We start from the raw sequence: 18,752 nt of genomic DNA, 5'->3' as shown, positions 1-18,752 counted from the left end.
GGGCCAGGTCCGTCTCGCCGGGCCCGGCTCTCCATGGTGCTCCCGAGCCCGCGACCAGGACGCCGGCGTTCGGGGGCTTCACCGGCCCGTTCTCGAAGGGGGCCTCATGGTCACGGGGACGTGCTTCGGACACGTACGAGAGAGGGAGATCATGCATCACGGGGGTTGGTACTTCCGATTACTGGGTCCGGTCGAGGTGTGGGGCGACGACGGCCCGATCGCTCTGCGCCGGCGCGCGCAACGCTGCCTGCTGGGCCTGCTGCTGCTGGAGGCGGGGCGGGTCGTGCCGGTGGACCGGCTGCTGGAGCTGCTCTGGGACGGCGAGCCGCCGGAGCTGGCCCGGGGGAGCCTGCACAGTCACGTCGCCAGACTCCGGGGGACGCTCGATCCCGACCGGACCGGTTGCCGGGGGTTCCGCCTGCTGCGCCGGGGTGACGGATACCTGGCCGAGACCCACTTCAACGCGGTGGACGTCCATCGATTCCAGGACCTGGTGGGACGGTCCCGTCGTGCGGCGGGCCCCAAAGAGCGGTCTCGGCTGCTGAGGGGCGCGCTGTCGTACTGGCGTGGGCCGTTGCTCGCCGATGCCGCTACGGACCGGCTGCGGGACCGGGTGGGCACCGGCCTTGAGGAGCTTCGGTTGTCGGCGACCGAGTCGTGGGTCGACGCCGAACTGGAGTGCGGCCGGCATCGCGAACTCCTCCCGGAGCTCGCCGACCTGGTGCGGCGCCATCCTTTCAGGGAGGCACTGATCCGGGCGTACATGCTCGCGTTGTACCGCGACGGCCGTCAGCCGGACGCGCTGGCGGCGTACCGGACGGCCCGCCGGCGGTTCGGGCGGGAACTGGGCCTCGATCCGACGAGAGAACTCCAGGACCTGCACGACCGGATGATCCGCGCGGACGACTCCCTCCACCTCGCGCCTTCACGCTCTCACGCTCTGGGCGCCTGATCCCGCTCGCGGCGAGCCGCCGGGATGAGCAGCGGTCGTGGCAAGTCCGCGTCAAGCCGTGGTCGTCATCCTGTCCAGGACAGCGGTCACCGTTCAGGCGCCGAGCGGTGCTCACGACATCGCATCAGTGGCCTTGGCGAGGCAACGGGATTCGCGAAACTCTCGCAGGCACTTTTCCGCCGCCGAGCGATACAGCCACAGATACAGAGGAGAGGCATGTCCAGATCAAAAATCATGGCCGGACTCCTGGCCGGCATCGTCACCGTGATCGTGGCCGCCACCGGCCCGAGCCAGGCGATGGCCGACTCCAGCACCGACATCGGCCCTGGTCCGACGGTGATCGGCCCTGGTCCGACGGTGATCGGCCCCGGTCCCACTACGGCGCGGGCGGACTCGTCGGCCGATCTCCCCGAGCCTCCCGCGCATCGAGTGCGCATCGAGCTCACCAACTCGGGAGGAGCGACGAGCGAGCAGGGGGGCGCCCCCAAGGCAGGAATCGCATCCCTCGCCGGTGGCGCCTATGGCAGCCCCAAGTATCGCTCCAGCTACTACGACGGCTCGAACGGCGCCGCGTTCTTGTGGCGGGCGCCCGGTTGTGGCTGGTGGAACTTCGGCAGCACGAGCCAGTTCAACCCTGTGATCAACGATCGTCTCACGTCTGTCGACAACAACAGTGCGAGCTACCTTGACCTGTACAACTGGACCGGTACCTGGACCTACATGGGCAGCATATTTCCCTGGACGGCGGGCAATCTCCCCTCCGCCTACAACAACATCGTCGACGCGGTAGACATCAGCTGCTGAGCGGCTCGCGCAACAAGGCATAGTGATCGGTTCGCAACATGATCCCGGCCGCCATCTGGCGGCCGGGATCCACTGCGGTCAGAGTCGTGCCGATTGAGACCGACCACATCCGGCCATCTCTGAACCGGAGTTCTCCGTACGTGACCACATGACGATGCTGAGCTCACGGAGGATTCAGCGTTCCAGTGATGAGGCCCATGGCGAGAGATGACGCCGTCATGAAACCGTGTTCGCCGGTCGCACGCAGCTCGGCCTCGAAGAGGAACAGGTCGCGCCAGAGGTGGCCGTACCGGTGCTGGTCATCTAGGGGAAGCCGGGGGACGTGGGCGCGACGGGGGTCGAAGCGGCTGACGCCTGACTGCGTGGCACCGCCGCCGGTCGACAACGTGCGGATGAACCCGGCGAGGAAGTAGGAGTCCAGGCGATCAGGGTGGGGTCTCAGCAGCGTGAGACGCGGGCCGAGGAGGAGCCCCGGCACCTCTGCCACCCTGGTCGCGATCTCCCGGTCGCGGCTCGCGACCACCACGTCACCCGGCTGGATCATGACCCGGTCGTCCGGGTGTGCGCGCGTCATCGGCTGCCCGCCGGTGAAGACCTGGCCGCCTTCGAGCACCAGATGACCGGAGCCCTCGGCGTCGTAGCGGCCGGACTGGAGGATGGACAGAGCGCCGGTGCGTTCGAGCTCGGACAGCGCGACCATCGGCATCTCGCGCGCGTGGCCGGGAACCGCCTGGGGCACCAGCGCCGCGAGGCGTTCCAGCCGGTCCAGAAAGTCGGCCCGGATCGCGAGGTAGTCGCCCGGTTGCCCGTCGGCGAGGCCGACATGCCGCGCCGGGCTGATGTCGACGTCCTCGTCGACCAGGTCGATGATCGGGACGGTGCGGCTCTCGCCGGGCACGTCGATCGCCTGTTCCGGGTCGCGGCAGAACTCCCGCCACCGGTCCGCGATCACGTCGAACGTGGAAGGCTCGGCCATCGCCATCAGCACGCGTGAAGGTGTTCGGTCATCGCCGGCGGGCTTGCGCAGCACCCAGACGTGCACGGGCAGGCCGGTGCCGGGGGCGATCTTGGGTGGGAGGGCGATCACCGCCTGGACGGCGCCGCGGCGGAGCAGGTTGCTGCGAATGCGGCGGCCGGATCGCCGGTTCGCGGCGATCTCCGGCATGAGCAGCACCGCGACACCTCCGGGGCGCAGATGGGCGAGCGCGTGCTGCGCCCAGGCCAGTTCGGACTCCGACTTGGGCGGCAGGCCGTACTCCCAGCGCGGGTCGCTCGCCAACTCCTCGTAGCCCCAGTTGCGCTCGTTGAACGGCGGATGGCACACCACCGCGTCCACGACGAGGCCCGGCCAGGCGTCCTGGCGAAGAGAGTCACCGGTCTTCACGCTGCCGTCCACCTCGGACAGGGCCAGGCGCGCCTGCGCCAGCCGGGCGAGCGGCTCTTCGTACTCCTGCCCGTGTGCCCGATGGGCCTGGGTCACCACGGCCAGGAGCGTCCCGAGGCCGCAGGCCGGGTCGAGGACGGTTCTGACGTCGGGGCCGGCCAGGTCCGCCATGAAGGCGGCCACCTCGGCGGGCGTCTCGGCCAGCCGCCGTGACTGGACGTCGGCGAAGCGGTCGACCAGAAACCGGATCACCTCCGCGGCGCCCTGCTCCTCGGCGTACTGCTTGATCAGCTTCCAGGCGGGCCGCGGAACCAGCCGCGCCTTTCCTCGGCCATGCAGCAGCTCGGTCGCCTCGGCGACCACCTCTCCAAGGCGCAGGTCGTCGGCCGCCATCCTGATGTGCTGCCAGACCCGCTCGCGCAGTGGCAGTTCCTCGACCTTGCCCTGGCCGAGCAGCCACGTCTCGACGGCCTTGAGGGAGAAGGTCGGGCTGGTCGCCGTCCCGCCGACCGGCTCGGGGAAGTCCTCGTACCGCCGCCGCCAGTTGCTCACGGCCGCCCGGCCGACACCCGCCATCCGCGCGATGTCGGCCGAGGTGATCGTCGCCTCGTCCCCGCTGATCGCCGTCCTCCCGGTCTTCCGCACCCGGCGCATCGGCACGCCGGTCTCCCTGTGTGGAAGCCAACGTAGCCCAAGACCCTCGCACTACAGGGTTACGGGTCGAGAACACGTGTAACCCATTCACGCCTCACGGGCTTGCCCATTGACCGCGAGTCCTAAGGACAGGACCAGAAGTGCCGGGCTCTCGGCCACAGCGGTTTCATTGACCTCGGTGAAAACCCCACCACACCACTTCGTCGCGACGGCTTCCGCCGCACTCGCCGCACGCCGCACGGGTGAGAGTGGCCGCCGCCCGCAGGCACGCTCTCAGGCCATGCGCGGCACGGCTGCCCGATGGGGACACTGTGCGCTTGCCTGATCACCTCGAGTGAGGCACACTGGGAAGTGCCACACCCTCTGGGGTGTGGAAGTGAGGCCGGGCCTCCCGATGGAATCGGGCGTCCGGCCTTCGCGCTGTCAGGGGTCATTCCAGGCAGATCATGTGGATGCGTTCGGAAAGCACGTCATAGCAACGGGTCCGACCGTCCAGCCACCAGGTCGTAGCGCTGACGATGGCATCCGCCGCCCAGAGAAGCGGCTCGCTGACGGAGGGCTGCCATGTGACCGTCAGACTCTTGGCAACAACGCCGGTCGCGCGAAGTCCGGTCAAGAGTCCTCGGTCAAGGTGATCTTGTTCGGGGGAGCGGCTTTCAATGGACGCCGTCGCGGCCCCCGCTCGCTCGACTTCTGGGAGCAGCCTTTCCAGGCATCGCCGGCGGGCGCGCTCCGTCCTGACCCCCCTGCTGTAGAGGCACACCGTGACGATGCCGCTGATGGGCAACTCCGCCAGCCGTTCGGCGATGGTGAGTTGCCGCTTGGCGGATTCGTCCCGCCAGTGCAGACGTTGGCTTTTGCCCAGACGGAGGGACTCCAGGGCCGCCCGGACCTGCTCATGGTGGGCGCACTCCACGAGCACCGCTGCCATCGCATAGACATTCCAGTCATTGGGGCGGCGACGAAGGCTCTCGTCAATGTAGGCGGTAAGCACAGAGTAAAGATACTGTCACTCGGCGTTAGATGACTTCGCCTTGCTGCGAGGCCGGAGCGGACGTGGCGCACACCCGCCCGCCTTACTGGGTGGTGATGCGGTGCTCTCGACGTCCCTCGGAAGGAGGGCGAGGCTTCGGGAAGTTGGGACGAGCCGCCACTGTCAATGAACACCCACAGGTCATTCCATCCGAAATCGACCTGCCTATGCCCGGTGACTTGCCCCTGCGTCACTGAGCTTCCGGCGGCTACCCGCGCCACGGCAGGATGTGGGCGCGATAATCCAGCGACACGACAATGGATGGTGGGCATGAGCGGGTCGAAGCGCAGGGTTCGGATTCTGGCCGATGAGGAGACCGCGTCGTTTCTGGCCGAAGAGCTGACCGGTGCGGGGGAGACCGTGGTCGACCGGGCGCCCGTGGCCGACCCGGGACGGCTGGCTCTGGACCTCGGCACGGTGGAGTCGGTCGTCGCTCTAGTCTCGGCGCTGTTCATCGAGGGGCCGATCATCACCCGGCTCTGGGAGCGCATGCGGTCGGGCAAGACCCAGAAACTGGTCTTCGAGGGACCCCTGCGCAAGGTGACGATCGAGGCGAAGAGCGACCTGACCGAGGACGAGATCAAGGCGGCGTTCCGGCTGGTGACGGGAATGGTCGAGCCGTGAGCACGGCCTTTGGCGACTTCGACCCGAGATTCCCCGGCATCGCGCTCACGGCGGGTTCGGCCGAAAGGTGGGACCGGTTGCGGCGTTACGCGCTCGGGCCCGACGTGCCGGAGCGGCTGTCCGAGCTGGACGATCGGGCCTTCCTGGACGCCGTCGCGAGCACGTCCGTGCTCTCCCACGAGATGCGGCACTTCCATGACTTCCTGCTCTCTCCGGCAGGGGCACGGCACATGCGCACGCGCGTGGTACTGGGCCTGAACGTGATCCAGCTACTCGTCAACCTGCGCGAGAACGGCATCTGGGACCGCGCGGACGCCTTGCCCGTGCCGATCACCACGTGGTGCCGCATGGCGCCGGGTGAGCGCGAGGACTGGGCGGCCATGCTCGCCGACATGGGAGTGCCGCTCCGGTTACCGATGGATCTGCCGTATCTGCCCGACAAGCCCGACTACTCCATCTACACGAAGACGAACGTCATGCCGACGGATGCGACCAGCCTGGCGCATCTCATCACCGTGTGCGAGGGGTACCGCGCCAGGCTCGTCGAGACTCCTCTGGCGGGGAGCGGCTTCACGGCGGCGCACCTGAAGGAGGCCTCGGCGTTCCTCGTCCAGGCGCAGGACGCGTCCGACTCCCTCGGACAGGACGTCGCGCAGCGCTTCCTGGCCCTCATGACGGCGGCCGGCAACCGGTACGGCGTGGCCCTGCGATACCTGGGCAACGCCTTCGCCTTCGCCGGTGCGTCCCCGATGTCCGATCTCATGGCGATGTTCACCGGCTGGGTGCTGCTGGGCGACCCGGTCGCGGCGCAGGACCAGGCCGATCCTCTGATCCGGTTCGCGCTGCTCACCAAGGCGATGCGCGCGGCCGGTCCCCGCGCGTTCTTCGGGGACGGGGACACGGCGCGCGCGTTCGCCCGGTGGGACGAGTGGACCGGGCAGCCGCCGGCCCTCGACGCGCTCCGCGAATCCCTGGACCGCGACGAGCGTTCCCTCGCGTCGTTCCGCGCGTCCACCGACCGCGTGCAGCCCGGCCTCGTCGACTGGGTGACCGGATTCCTCGACGGCTACCAGGAGTTCGTCCACGCCCGGCGCCTCATGGTGGACGCCTTTCTCGGCGATCCTTGGGCCTATCTGTCGCCGTCCGGCTACCTGCGCGACGCCGGGCGCTGGGTGGCGCCGCAGCTCAGGGTGACCTTCCTCGGCAACTCGGCGCTGGACATGGGCACGTCCGCCGACCACGGGTGGGCGGTGGCTCACGGGTTCGAGGACTCCGGCGGCCGGTCGATCGCCAAGGTGGTCTACACCGACGCCGAGCCGGCGGGCGTGCCCTGCATCAGCAGGGAGGGCGCGGACGGGCTGCACTCCCTGTTCGCGGCGGCCGACGTGATCGTCGGCCCCAGCCCCGCGGACGCCTCCGAGGTGGAACTCCTCCTCGCCCAGAAGATCGTCGGAGAGGACGTCACCCTCACCCGCCTCTTCTGAACCGGCGCGCCGGACTGCGGCTTCCGCGGCGGACGGGACTCCCCACCCTCGAGAAGCAGGTCGCCGCGGGCCCGGGGCGGACGGCCGAGACCCGCGGCTCTGGGCGGGAAGTCAGCGGCGGACCAGGGTCCAGGCGCCGTCGGCCTTGACGGTGACCAGCCGGGTACCGGCGGGCGGCAGCACCTTGCCCTTGTAGCCGCCGATCTCGTTGACAAGAAGCTCAGGGTAGGAGCCGATACGCGAGTACCCGTACACGATGAAATTGGATTCTCCATCGTGCGTGGCGCGCATGGTGCGCAGCCCATGGGTGGGGGTGAGCTTGAGCACCTGGTCACCGGTGCCGCGAGAGGTGGCCGCGCACCAGCATCGGGAGCCGGAGAGCGGCTTGAAAGGTGGCCGTCCAGGCGCCGTCCGCCTTGCTCTGCAGCCCGGCGATGCCCTTGCTGCCGTAACCGTTGTACAGAACGCTGCCGTTGACGTCGGGGACGGCGGCGGCTCAGGGAGCCGGCGCGGGAGACGACGGTGACGTGCAGGCCGGCCCTTCCTCCCCGACCTGTCCGCGAACACCTGACCAGAGCCCCCGAAGCCCCCCTCGCACCGACATCCCCGAGACGGCGGCGCGACCACGCCGGATACCGTGAGCCGCCACGCCTCGGATGGTCTCGACGGACTCGCCGGCGGCGCTGCGGCGCGGCACGGTGTGCAGCATGTCGTCGGTGATGACGGCGGGTCGTCCGCCGTGGTCACCCCTGCGGGCGGCGGCGTCCAGTGACGGTGCATCGCGGGCACGGGTGACGCTCGACCTCAGCGGCGTCACGGGTGTGTCGCGTTGGTGAGATCCGCGCGGGTGGGCGTCGTCCAGCTCAGCCCCGCACCCGTGAGCCGCGCCTTCCAAGGGCATGTCGCTGATCTGGTCAGGCGTTGAGCGGGTCGTAGCCGTGGGTCGTACATCGCGAACAGCTGTGCCGGCGCCCGCGGATTCTGTAGGCGGCGGTCTGACACGCACGCAGTTCGTGAGCGATGAGGTCCGGGATCGGGTGTCAGTGCTTGTGTTCCAGCGCCGCCAGCCGTTCGGCGACTTTGTCGCCGATGGTGACGAGCATCGCCATCTCGGTCGCAGTGAGATGATCAATGAGCACGTCGCGGACGTCGGCCACGTGCTGAGGAGCCGCGATCTTGATCAGGTCGCTGCCCTGGGGAGTGATGGCGACCACCGCCCCCCGTTGGTCGGCGAGGCACCGCTCGCGGGACACCAGGCCACGATTTTGCATCCGGCCCAGGTGCTGCGACAGGCGGCTCTTCTCCCAACGCAACAACTGGCCGAGCTCGAACGACCTCAGCCGGCCTTCGGGCGCCTCAGAGAGATGGGCCAGGACCTGGTAGTCAGCGCCGGACAGCCCGCACCGGTTGCGCAACTGCCGCTCGATGAACTCCGACAGCCCGTCCTGCATCTTCATCAAGCTGCGCCAGGCCTGCTGTTCTCGCTCGTCCAACCACCGCGGCTCGGTCACGCACGTCACTTTACCGTCTGGTTGACATGGTAACCAACTGCCACGTACATTTTGGTTCACACGTTAACCAATGGGGGAGTCGATGCCACAGCCGTTGACAACGACGGGTGGGCATGGCGTCTTATCCAGCTCCAGAAAGCAGGCACTCCATGAGCGGCATCAGCATTATCGGCCTGGGGGGTATGGGCCGCGCCATTGGCGCCCGCGCGGTCGAGGGCGGCCACGCCGTCGAGCTCATCGGCCGCGACGCGGCCAAGGCCAAGGACCTGGCCGCCGCGCTCGGCGGCGGGGCCACGGTCGGGACATTCGGCGCCGTCCCGGTTGGCGACATCGTCGTCCTGGCCGTGCCATACGCCAGCGCCCTGCCGGTCGTCGCCCAGTACGGAGATGCACTGGCCGGCAAGTTCATCATCGACATCTCCAACACGTTCAACGCCGACGCCACCGGGCTCGTCATCCCTGAAGGCACGTCCGGTGCGCAGGAGATCGCCAAGGCAGTCCCGGCGAGCGCGCACGTCGTGAAGGCGTTCAACACGGTCTTCGGCCACGTACTGGCCCAGGGACGTCCGTTGGACGTCTTCTTCGCCGGAGATGACGCGCGGGCCAAGGCCGACGTGTCGGCGTTCATCGAGAGCCTCGGACTGCGCCCGCTCGATGTCGGCGGCCTGGAGATGGCCCGCTGGCTGGAAGGGGTCGGGCCGCTGCTGATGGGCCTGGCCCGCAACGGCGCGGGGACCTTCGACATCGCCCTCGGCGTCGACCTCCCCGGCTGAGCGCACCCCCGCAAGTAGCCCGCGGCGCTCCCGCCGCGGATTCTCACGAAGGAGTCATCGTGCGTCTGACATGGCAGCTCTTGGCTGTTGTGGCGGTCTGGATCCTCGGGAGTCTGGGCACGGCGGCGGTGAAGGACAACCCCTGGCTGGCGCTCGTCGCCGGACTGCTGACGGCCGTCGTCGCGGTCCTGGTCTACGGCTGGGTGGTGCGGCGCACCGAGCACCGGGCCCCCGCCGAGGTGTCGCTGAAGGGAGCAGGCGCGGGGATCAGCTGGGGCACGCTGCTCGGCATCGCGCTGTTCGGGGCGGTCATCGCGAACATCACCTTCTTAGGCGACTACACGATCAACGGCCTGGGCACGCCGGCGAGTGCCGTCAGCCTGCTCGGCATCATGGCGGGTGCCGCCGTGACCGAGGAGCTGGTCTTCCGCGGTGTCCTGTTCCGCAACGTCGAGCACTGGACCGGAACCTGGATCGCGCTCGTGCTGACCGGCTCGCTGTTCGGCCTGATCCACCTGCTCAACGCGAACGCCGCCCTGTGGGGCGCCATCGCCATCGCCATCGAGGCAGGCGGGATGCTGACCGCCGCGTACATCGCCACCCGCAAGCTGTGGGTGCCGATCGGTCTGCACTTCGGCTGGAACATTGCCGCGAGCGCCATCTTCAGCACCAAGGTGTCCGGCAGCAACACCCCGCAGGGCCTGCTGGACGCGACGATGTCGGGTCCCGCGCTGGTCACGGGCGGCGACTTCGGACCGGAGGGCAGTGTGTACGCCGTGGTGTTCGGCGTGGTGGCCACCGTCGTGTTCATGTGGCTGGCACACCGGCGTGGTCACGTGGTCCCCGTCCGTCGCTCGGCCCGCGCGGACGTGGCCGCCAGGCTCGCCAGGTGATCGAACCCCCGCCGGCGCGCACGTCATGAAGGCCGTCAACACCGTCTTCGGTCACATGCCGGCGCAGGGCAACCCCCTGGACGTGCTCATCGCCGGCGACGACGCCGAGGCCAAGGCGACTGTGTCGGCATTCATCAAGAGCCTGGGGCTGCGGCCGATGGGCACCGGCCCCCTGGGAATGGCGCGCCGGCTGGAGGGAACGGGCCTGGTGATGATGGGCCTGGGCCGCTACGGCGCGGGAAGCCTCAACTTCACCCTCGGCGTCAGCACTTCTGCCTGAGCGCGCCCGCACCACCACTTCTCGCGCCCCATCAATCACAAGGAGCAGTAGCGTGCGCGTTTTCGTCACTGGCGGGACCGGCCATTCCGGTTCGTACATCATCCCCGAACTCATCGCCGCCGGGCACGAGGTCACCGGCCTAGCCCGGTCGGACACGGCCGCGGCGGCGCTGTCCGCGCTCGGCGCGAAGGTGCGCCGCGGCGACCTCCATGATCTCGACGGGCTCAAGGAAGCGGCTGCGGACTCCGACGGCGTCATCCACGTCGCGCACAGGCAAGACCTGCTTCCGTCCGGCGGGATCCACGCCGTGGCCGCCGCCGAGGTCCCGATCATGCTCGCCTACGGCAAGGCACTCGCGGGAACCGGAAAGCCGCTGGTCGCGGCGGGGAGCATCGGCTCGCCCGGGCAGGGACTCCTGGGCCGGACGGCCACCGAGGAGGACCCAGCCCTTCCCGGCGGCGATGAGTACAAGGGCACCCTGCGGGCTCGCAACGTCGTGGAAACCGCCGTAGTCGGCCTCGCCGAGCGGGGAGTGCGGTCTTCGGTCGTGCGGATTGCCAACATCGCGCACAGCACGACCGATCGTGCCGGCTTCCTCGTGCAGCTGATCGCGCTCGCGAAGGAAAAGGGCTTCATCGGCTATCCCGGAGACGGCGCGAACCTGTGGAACGCCGTGCACATCCGCGATGTCGCCTCCTTGTTCCGCTTGGCGCTGGAGAAGGGCCCGGCCGGCAAATACTGGCACGCGGTCGACGACGGGGGCATCCCGTTCCGGGAGATCGCCGAGGCCATTGGCAGCCGCCTGGGCCTGCCCGCCGTGAGCGTTCCCGTGGACGAACTGATGCTGCCGGGATACTTCGGGTTCCTCGCGAACATCGTCACGCAGAGCTACCCGGCGTCCAACCTCATCACCCGCCGGACCCTCGGCTGGGAACCCGCTCAGCCCAGCCTGCTCACCGATTTGGACAACGGCCATTACTTCCCCGCCGGCTGACGGCAAGGACCCCCATCGCAACGAGTCCGGCGAATCGCAAGGATACGGCTCTTGGGAGGGACGCTGAGAATATGACGACTGTGGGATTCATCGGAAGCGGATACATCGGCACTACCATCGCGCGGCTCGCCATCGCGGCCGGGCACCAGGTCGTGCTCAGCAACTCGCGCGGTCCCGAAACGCTCGCGGACACGACCGGAACCCGGGGCCGCGGGCGTCCGCGGCGACGAGCGGGGGGAGGCCGCGGCGGCCGGTGACCACGATCTGGTTACTGTTGCTCGGCATGACTCACACCGAGATCGAGGTCACCGCGGAGTTGGTGCGGGATCTGCTGAGAGACCAGCACCCTGACCTGGCCGGCCACCCGCTGCGGCTCGGCGCCCGGGGCTGGGACAACCAGATGTGGCGGCTCGGCGACCACCTCGCCGTCCGGCTGCCCTGGGCGACGGAGTCGGCGGACGCGCTGCTGCGCAAGGAGCACACCTGGGTGCCCGGTCTCGCCCCGCGCCTCCCTCTGCCGGTGCCCGTCCCGCAGCGCCTCGGTGAGCCCTCCGCGCGGTTTCCGCGCCCCTGGATCGTCACCACCTGGGTCCCGGGGGAGCCCGCCGACCGTGCCCCCGTCACGCGAGCGGCGGAAGCGGCCGACGTCCTGGCCGCCTTCCTGACGGCTCTCCACCAGCCCGCCCCCGAGCAGGCGCCCGGCAGCCTGGCCCGCGGAGGGCCGCTGGCCGGACACACCGGGGGTTTCGCCAGGCAACTCGCCGAGGCCACCGAGCGGGGGCTGATCCCCGACCCGGACGCCGTCCGCGCGGTCTGGGACGACGCCGCCGCCGCGCCCGACTGGGACGGCCCGGCCCTGTGGGTCCACGGCGACCTGCATCCGGCCAACGTCCTCACCTCGGACGGCGCCATCTGCGGCGTGGTGGACTTCGGCGACCTGTTCGCCGGTGACCCGGCCTGCGACCTCGCCGCCGCGTGGAACCTGCTGCCGGACGGCACGGCCGACCGCTTCTTCGGCGCCTACCGGCCGGCCCCGGACGCCGCGACCGTGCGCCGCGCCCGCGGGTGGGCGGTGGGACGCGCGGTGGCTTGCGTCCTCATCGGAGACGCCGGCGTCCACGGCCGCCCCGGCGGCAAGCCCACCTGGGGCCCGCCCGCCCACGCCGCCTTGCGACGCATCATCGCGACGGCCCACCGTTGATGCGACGCCTCCCGGCCCGCTGGTGCCGACCTCGGCGGGGGAACGCGGGTTGAGCTCGATGAGTGCTGACCTCCTGGACCTACGACACCCCGGCCGCCTCGACCGCGCACGCCGGTTCCGCCCGGGCGGTCGGCATGGCCGACGTGCAGCGCATCAACGAGGCCCGGCAGGCGTTCGGCCAGCTGGACCACCAGTTCGGCGCCGGCCTGGTCCGCCCCGTGGTCCTGCGCTACCTCAACGGCAACGTCACCCCGCTGCTCCACGGCCGCTACGACGACAAGGTCGGCGCCGAACTGATGAGCGCAGCGGCGGGCATGAGCTGGATGGCCGGTTGGACCGCCTTGCGCGCCCGGCCATCACGACCAGGGCCCTCACCTCTCCCCGCACTGTCGACTTCCTCAAGAGCTTCGACCAGAACCTCGCCCCCTACGCCGACACCATCGCCGTCCGCGAGTTCCGCGACCACCTACGCACCGAACTGGCCGCCTGAAGCCCTTACCGTTGACCCCGACCTGAAAGCCCGGGTCGGCCGGCTCGTTCGTCAGCGCCAACGTCGATCATCGATGAGGTCGGGGCTGTAGCGTCGTGGGAGACGTCGGCGCAGGAGATCGAGACCACTTCAGCTGACCTCCCTATGCGACATCGGGCCGGGTCATGAGGGGTGACCGCAGGTGCAGCGCCAGGTCGGGGCCGGTCAGGGGCACGATGTTCCATGTGGCGATCGCTGTTCCCGCGTCGGCGTCGACCACCAGCCGAACCCGGTGCGGAGTGGTGATGACGTAGAGGTCGGCGACGAATGTGGTGCCCTGCCAGGCGCTGGCCGCGACGACGGGGCGGCCGAGCGGTGAACTCTCCCGCCATTCACCGTGACCGGCCTCGATGTCGAGCGACGAGCCGAACCGCACGAGCCACCCACCGTCCGTGGGTTCGACGGTCACCGTGGTTCCGCCGGACAGCGCCGAGCCCTCGGCGGAGGCGTCGATGCCCGCCTTGACGGAACGCTCTGGGGCGGCCGAACCGGGCACCGGCGCGAGGGACAGCCGCCGCAGCCGGTCGGCGAGGAACTCGTCGTCCCGGGTGTTTCTCGCCCGGTCCAGGCCGGGCAGCAGGCATTCCCATATCGCGTCGAGGATCACCTGCGCCTGCCTGTGGGCGCCGGTCACGGCGACCACGAGACCGTGCGACGGGACGACCACGCACAACTGGCCGAAGGAGCCGTCACCGTGGTAGCCGTGACGCGACATCCAGAACTGGTAGCCGTAGCCGCGCAGGTAGTCGGCGTCCCCCGATCCGTCCTCAGCGGGAAGGGTGTCGATGTGCCGTCTGGTCGCGAGTTCCACCCATTCGCGGGAGACGAGCCGCCGGTCGCCCCAGAGGCCTCCGCGCAGCAGCAGTTCCCCGAAGGCGGCGACGGCCTCGGTGGTGAGGTGCAGTCCGTGGAAGCCGAAGGCGGCACCGCTCGCCACCCGGTCCCATTCGGCGTGGTCGATGCCCATCGGGGTGAAGAGGCGCTCGTCGAGCAGTTCCGGCAGGTCGCGGCCGGTGACCCGTTCCACCATCCGGGCCAGGACGAAGGTGGTCGCATTGTCGTAAGCGTGCCGCGTTCCACCGGGCTCGGGAAACGCCACGCGCAGGAATCCCTTCACCAGGTCGCCCGGTTCGAGTCGCCAGGCCTCGGCAAGGCTGTCCGCAGGGTGTCCGGTCGTCATGGACAGCAGGTGGTGAACGGTGAGGCGGCGTCCCTGCTCCGAGATGCCGGCCGGCACGTGGTCGGGCAACACCTCCACCACCCGATCGTCCAGCGAGAGCAGCCCGTCGTCGATCGCCAGGCCCACGGCGATCGCGGTGAACGACTTGGTCAGCGAGTAGAGCAGGTGCGGGCGTCCGGCCGAGTACGGCGCCCACCAGCCTTCGGCGACGACGTGGCCGCGGCGCAGGACCATGATGGAGTGACACTCGACGGATCGCTCTTCGAGCCGGTCCAGCAGCGCGGCGACCCCGCGGGACGACACCCCCGACGCGGCCGGCGTCGATCGCGGCAGCAGGACACGCTGAGGAGGCATCCGGAAACCGTAACAAAACCGCCCGATCGTGGCGCGGGATATTATAGGGCCAGGACGATCGCCTGCGACTGGGAGGCTCCGAGCGGGCTTGGGCCGGCCGCCTACTTTGCGACGTGGAATCGCAGATGCGTCACGTTCGGTGACTCCAGCGACCTCTCCCGTTCCAGCTCGATGTGATCGGTGCCCAGGTGGTCGAAGAGCCGGGTGCCCGAACCGAGCAGCACGGGTACCAACTGGATCTGGATCTCGTCCACGAGTCCGGCCCGCACGAACTGCTGCGCGGTGCTCGCCCCACCCATGATGAGTACGCATCTGTCGCGCGCCGCCGCCCGGGCCTGCCGGAGCGCGCTTTCGATGCCGTCGGTGACGAAGGTGAACGCCGCGCTTCTCATGATCAACTGTTCGCGGGCCTGATGGCTGAGCACGAAGCAGGGCACGGGGAACGGGGTGTCCCCCCACAGTTCCACTCCCACGTCGAACGTGCGCCTGCCCAGCACAACGGCTCCGGTCGACGCGAGAATCTCCTGTTCGACCTGGGCGTCCACTCCATTCGGTGATGTGCCGCCGGCGGCCGTGGCCCGATCCGAACCGCTGGTGAACAGCCACTCGTGGAGCCGCTCGCCGCCTTTGCCCATGGGGTGCTCGGCGGTCACATCGGGTCCGGCGCTGAAGCCGTCCACCGACACACTCATGTTCAGCACGACGTTCGTCATGAGGCCCGCCTTTCGCTCGTCCCTGACCGTAGGGCGGGATCCGGTTCAGCCGTAAGGTCCAGTTCCACGCCGCTCGACCGGGCCGGTTCCCGGTCACACCTGTCGCAGGTCGGCCGAACCGGTCAGCGGGTCGATCTCTGGTCGTTCGGCCGGAACGGCTTGCCGCCTCAGCGCGACGGGTGTAATCGTCATTACCTTCTGTGGTCGTTCGATTGCGAAAGGAGTTGTCGTGAGGGCGCAGGGACGGCGCATAGGTCGCCCAGGGCTGAACTGGATGCGGGGGAGCATGGACACGTGGGCACTCGCGTCCGGCCGAGTAGCTTGATCGGAGGCAACTGTTGTGACCGCATGCATGCCTCTGGCCTCCATGTGTGCGAAATCGCACACATGGCTGAGGTCGACGAGAAGACGCTTGGTGCCAGAGTCCGGGAGGCGCGCGAGCGGGCCGACTTGAAACAGGGCGAACTCGCTCAACTCGTGGGCCTTGAGCGAACGGCGGTGAACAAGATCGAATGTGGAGTCCGTAAGGTCAGCGCGCTTGAGCTGTCGGACATCGCGGCGTCCCTTGGCGTGAGCATGGCCTCCTTCTTCATGGAGCCCATTCCAGCGCTCGTCTCTCATCGCTCTGGCCAGGGGCTGGATACGGCCGACTCGAAGATCGACAGACTCTTGGCGAATATCGCCGCCGATGTCGAGTTCGTGGATGGACTGGCTCCTGACGAACTAGCGCTGCCTGACGATGGCTTGGCGCCGTCGCCCCACCCCAGAACGCCATCGGACGCCGACGCTCTCGCGATCGCCGCGCGGACGATGCTCGGCCTCGCTGACGCAGAACCCATCCATGACCTGGTGGGGAAGGCCGCCACGATCGGTCTCCTGGTCTTCTCCGCCGACCTGGGAGTCGATACGGCCGACGCAGGCACGATCTTGCTCAGTCGTGGCGGGGTCGCGCTGGTGAACAGCCATAACGAGGTGGGACGCCGTCGTCTCGCAGCAGCTCACGAGTTGGGTCACTACCTGATCGCTGACGAGTACACCGTCGACTGGAGAGTCGCCGACCGACAGAGCGGTGACCTTGAGACGCGCCTGGACAGGTTCGCGCGGTCGCGGCTGTCGCCCGAGTGCGGAGTGCGCGCCGCGTGGGCTGAGTGCGAGACGCGTGAGCTTCGTGAAGCCGCCGTGCTACTTGCCGGCAGGTTCCGGGTCGACATGGCGACACTCGCCAGAAGGCTGGAGGAGCCGGGTCTTCTTGACGGGGAAGGCGCCGCACTGGTCCGAGGTGTCGCCACGACTCGTGCCGATATCGTGGAACTCGGGCTGATCGTCGCAGCCGACCTTGAAGGTACAAGTCTGCCCGTCTTCTATCAGAAGGCGGTCCTGTGCGCGACTCGCGACGAACGGATCAGTCAGGAACGTGCGCTTGAGCTACTCCACGGCACCTCCACCGAATCCGATCTGCCCGCGCGCCGGGTGCGCAGGGAAGACGAGATCTGGAAGTTCGTATCGTGACACCGACACCAATGTCGGACGCGTTGTTCTTCGATACCGGTCCGCTACGGCATTTCGCATTGAATGGGTGGTTGGGCGTTCAATGCAGTGCGATCAGAGAAGGTCAGCTGACTGTGCGGATCGTGGAGGCGCTTGCCGATGATCTGATTTCGGGTGAGTATTTCCTCCCCTTCGGTCCTGGTGGCTTCAGGCGATGGGCGCAGGAGGAAAGGCATATCGAATACGAATGAGCGGGGCATCTCGGAGCGCCGGTGGCTATTCGGAAATGCCTGCGGATCGCCGATCGCGGACTGTAGTGTCGCAGACAGTGCCGCGCCTTTGGGAGTGCGGAAGTGAGGCCGGGACCACCGAGGGATATCGGGTGCCCGGCCTTCGCGTTTTCGGGGCGGGGCGGGCTCCGCTACTGCTGGGCGTGGCGGAGGGCGGTCATGATGGGGGTGCGGAGGGCGGGGGAGAGGGCGATGGTGGCGGCTGAGGTGGCGGTGTGGGGGGTGTCGTCCTGGTCGAGGACCAGGCCGCCGGCCTCGCGGACGAGGAGGACGCCCGCCATCGTGTCCCAGGGCTGGTTGGCCAGGATGATGGACGCGTCGAGTCTGCCCTCCGCCACCCAGGCCAGGTCGATCGCCGCGGTGCCGATCATCCGGATGCGCTGCGCCTGCCCGCCGAGCCGGGCGAGCAGGGTCATCCGGACGCGGTTCTTCGTCTCCGCGTCCGGGCCGACGGCGAAGTCGCCGATCGAGATCATCGCCTCGGACAGGTCCCGCGTCTCCGAGGCGCGGATGCGCTGGTCTCCCAGGTACGCCCCGTGGCCGGCGGCGGCGGTGTAGCGGACGCCGAGGAACGGCAGGTCGATCGCGGCCAGCACGCTGTTCACGCCCTTGACCAGCGCCAGGGAGACCGCGCACAGCGGGATGCCGCGGGCGAAGTTCGCCGTGCCGTCCACCGGGTCCAGGGCCCACCACAACGCGTCGCCGTCAGAGCCGGTACGTCCGCGTTCTTCGCCGACGATCCCGATCTCCGGGGTCTCGCGGGCCAGGAAGCCGCGCACCGCGTCCTCGACGGCGAGGTCGACGTCGGTCACCATGTCGCGCTCGCCCTTCGCCATGACCGAAAGCGGCATCCGGGACCGGATGATCCGGTGCGCCGTCGCCACGGCTTCCCTGGCGATGGGCAGCAGTTCGAGGTGGTCGGTCATGTCAGGCACCGGCGGTGCCGAGCCGGCCGTGCGGGAACGCGTCGAGGTGCGGCAGGTGGTGTCCGAGCCGGTCGCGTTTGGCTATCAGGTAGCGAAGGTTGTGGTCGTTGGCCTGCACGAGCAGCGGAACCCGGGCCGCCACCACGATCCCGTGCGACTCGAGGGCGTGGATCTTGTCGGAGTTGTTGGACATCAACCGGATCGACCGGACCTCCAGGTACTTCAGCACCCGGGCCGCGGGGCCGAAGTCCCGGGTGTCGACCGGCAGGTCGAGCGCGGTGGCCGAGTCGACGGTGTCCAGGCCGTCGTCGTCCTGCAAGACGTGGGTGCGCACCTTGGCGACCAGGCCGATGCCGCGGCCCTCGTGCCCGCGCAGGTACACAAGGACCCCGCTTCCGGCCTGGACGATCGCGTCGAGTGCGGCGTTGAGCTGGTCACCGCACTCGCACCGCATCGCGTCGAAGATGTCGCCCGTCACGCATTCCGAATGCACCCGGACCAGGACGTTCTCCCGCATCCTCGTCTCACCGTAAACGAGGGCGAGATGTTCGTGCCCGTCGATCGGGTCCCGGAACGCGACCGAGCGGAAGGTGCCCCGGCGGGTCACCAGATCGGCCTCGGCGACGTCCTCGCCCGAGATGCTGAGGTCAGGCATTTCTCTCTCCTCGTTTCTCGACGGCCGACA

General features: G+C 69.0%; 21 protein-coding genes. 13 read left to right on the top strand and 8 right to left on the bottom strand.

Annotated elements, in window-relative coordinates; genetic code table 11:
- Positions 1–151: 151 nt before the first annotated feature.
- Both ABZT47_RS01005 and ABZT47_RS01000 read left to right on the top strand, forming a co-directional pair.
- Entirely contained in the window at positions 152–952 is an 801-nt protein-coding gene (locus tag ABZT47_RS01005) for an AfsR/SARP family transcriptional regulator (RefSeq protein ID WP_354834608.1), read from the top strand.
- Positions 953–1,168: 216 nt separating this feature from the next.
- A complete protein-coding gene (locus tag ABZT47_RS01000; RefSeq protein ID WP_354834605.1) occupies positions 1,169–1,756 on the top strand; it encodes a hypothetical protein in 588 nt (195 codons plus the stop codon).
- A gap of 163 nt (positions 1,757–1,919) precedes the next feature.
- On the opposite strand, the gene ABZT47_RS00995 is transcribed toward ABZT47_RS01000, so the two are convergent.
- Positions 1,920–3,794, bottom strand: coding sequence for an N-6 DNA methylase (locus ABZT47_RS00995; protein WP_354835434.1), 1,875 nt, complete (start codon positions 3,792–3,794; stop codon positions 1,920–1,922).
- Positions 3,795–4,224: 430 nt separating this feature from the next.
- A complete protein-coding gene (locus tag ABZT47_RS00990; protein WP_354834603.1) occupies positions 4,225–4,788 on the bottom strand; it encodes a hypothetical protein in 564 nt (187 codons plus the stop codon).
- A gap of 309 nt (positions 4,789–5,097) precedes the next feature.
- Here ABZT47_RS00990 and ABZT47_RS00985 point away from each other — a divergent pair, with 309 nt between their 5' ends.
- A complete protein-coding gene (locus ABZT47_RS00985) occupies positions 5,098–5,451 on the top strand; it encodes a hypothetical protein (RefSeq protein ID WP_354834600.1) in 354 nt (117 codons plus the stop codon).
- Entirely contained in the window at positions 5,448–6,935 is a 1,488-nt protein-coding gene (locus ABZT47_RS00980) for a hypothetical protein (protein ID WP_354834597.1), read from the top strand. Before ABZT47_RS00985 ends, ABZT47_RS00980 begins: the two co-directional genes overlap by 4 nt.
- Before the next feature lie 111 nt (positions 6,936–7,046).
- Here the strand turns inward: ABZT47_RS00980 and ABZT47_RS00975 are convergent, their stop codons facing one another.
- Both ABZT47_RS00975 and ABZT47_RS00970 read right to left on the bottom strand, forming a co-directional pair.
- Complete coding sequence (locus ABZT47_RS00975; RefSeq protein ID WP_354834595.1) at positions 7,047–7,262, bottom strand: hypothetical protein; 216 nt, start codon at positions 7,260–7,262, stop codon at positions 7,047–7,049.
- A gap of 713 nt (positions 7,263–7,975) precedes the next feature.
- Positions 7,976–8,446: a MarR family winged helix-turn-helix transcriptional regulator gene (locus tag ABZT47_RS00970; protein WP_354834592.1), complete on the bottom strand. Its 471-nt coding sequence runs from the start codon at positions 8,444–8,446 to the stop codon at positions 7,976–7,978.
- A 149-nt stretch (positions 8,447–8,595) separates the two neighbouring features.
- On the opposite strand from ABZT47_RS00970, the gene ABZT47_RS00965 reads away from it, so the two are divergent.
- The 7 genes from ABZT47_RS00965 to ABZT47_RS00935 all read left to right on the top strand — a co-directional run bounded on the left by ABZT47_RS00965 (position 8,596) and on the right by ABZT47_RS00935 (position 13,077).
- Entirely contained in the window at positions 8,596–9,219 is a 624-nt protein-coding gene (locus tag ABZT47_RS00965; protein WP_354834589.1) for an NAD(P)-binding domain-containing protein, read from the top strand.
- 59 nt (positions 9,220–9,278) lie between these two features.
- Positions 9,279–10,112, top strand: a complete 834-nt coding sequence (locus ABZT47_RS00960; RefSeq protein ID WP_354834586.1) for a CPBP family intramembrane glutamic endopeptidase — start codon at positions 9,279–9,281, stop codon at positions 10,110–10,112.
- Between the two features lie 25 nt (positions 10,113–10,137).
- Positions 10,138–10,392, top strand: coding sequence for a hypothetical protein (locus tag ABZT47_RS00955; protein ID WP_354834584.1), 255 nt, complete (start codon positions 10,138–10,140; stop codon positions 10,390–10,392).
- A 52-nt stretch (positions 10,393–10,444) separates the two neighbouring features.
- Positions 10,445–11,386, top strand: a complete 942-nt coding sequence (locus ABZT47_RS00950; protein ID WP_354834581.1) for an SDR family oxidoreductase — start codon at positions 10,445–10,447, stop codon at positions 11,384–11,386.
- A gap of 71 nt (positions 11,387–11,457) precedes the next feature.
- Entirely contained in the window at positions 11,458–11,643 is a 186-nt protein-coding gene (locus tag ABZT47_RS00945) for an NAD(P)-binding domain-containing protein (protein ID WP_354834578.1), read from the top strand.
- A gap of 26 nt (positions 11,644–11,669) precedes the next feature.
- Complete coding sequence (locus ABZT47_RS00940; protein WP_354834575.1) at positions 11,670–12,587, top strand: aminoglycoside phosphotransferase family protein; 918 nt, start codon at positions 11,670–11,672, stop codon at positions 12,585–12,587.
- 331 nt (positions 12,588–12,918) lie between these two features.
- The gene (locus tag ABZT47_RS00935) at positions 12,919–13,077 is read left to right on the top strand and encodes a hypothetical protein (protein WP_354834572.1); all 159 of its coding nucleotides are present in this window, start codon (positions 12,919–12,921) and stop codon (positions 13,075–13,077) included.
- Between the two features lie 142 nt (positions 13,078–13,219).
- Here ABZT47_RS00935 and ABZT47_RS00930 read toward each other — a convergent pair whose 3' ends face one another.
- Positions 13,220–14,650, bottom strand: a complete 1,431-nt coding sequence (locus ABZT47_RS00930) for a serine hydrolase domain-containing protein (RefSeq protein ID WP_354834569.1) — start codon at positions 14,648–14,650, stop codon at positions 13,220–13,222.
- Positions 14,651–14,751: 101 nt separating this feature from the next.
- The gene (locus ABZT47_RS00925) at positions 14,752–15,363 is read right to left on the bottom strand and encodes a dihydrofolate reductase family protein (protein WP_354834566.1); all 612 of its coding nucleotides are present in this window, start codon (positions 15,361–15,363) and stop codon (positions 14,752–14,754) included.
- A 387-nt stretch (positions 15,364–15,750) separates the two neighbouring features.
- Here ABZT47_RS00925 and ABZT47_RS00920 point away from each other — a divergent pair, with 387 nt between their 5' ends.
- Positions 15,751–16,872 carry an XRE family transcriptional regulator gene (locus tag ABZT47_RS00920; protein WP_354834564.1) on the top strand — a complete coding sequence of 374 codons (1,122 nt, stop codon included), beginning with the start codon at positions 15,751–15,753 and terminating at the stop codon, positions 16,870–16,872.
- Complete coding sequence (locus ABZT47_RS00915) at positions 16,869–17,102, top strand: hypothetical protein (RefSeq protein WP_354834562.1); 234 nt, start codon at positions 16,869–16,871, stop codon at positions 17,100–17,102. Before ABZT47_RS00920 ends, ABZT47_RS00915 begins: the two co-directional genes overlap by 4 nt.
- A 170-nt stretch (positions 17,103–17,272) precedes the next feature.
- On the opposite strand, the gene ABZT47_RS00910 is transcribed toward ABZT47_RS00915, so the two are convergent.
- Entirely contained in the window at positions 17,273–18,067 is a 795-nt protein-coding gene (locus ABZT47_RS00910) for an inositol monophosphatase family protein (protein WP_354834559.1), read from the bottom strand.
- 1 nt (position 18,068) lies between these two features.
- A complete protein-coding gene (locus tag ABZT47_RS00905) occupies positions 18,069–18,722 on the bottom strand; it encodes a GTP cyclohydrolase II (RefSeq protein WP_354834556.1) in 654 nt (217 codons plus the stop codon).
- Positions 18,723–18,752 lie beyond the last annotated feature (30 nt).

Source organism: Sphaerisporangium sp. NPDC005289 (assembly GCF_040607455.1).
Taxonomy (GTDB): domain Bacteria; phylum Actinomycetota; class Actinomycetes; order Streptosporangiales; family Streptosporangiaceae; genus Sphaerisporangium; species Sphaerisporangium rhizosphaerae.
Note: the sequence above shows the minus strand (reverse complement) of the source record. Positions and strands in the feature narration are given on the sequence as shown.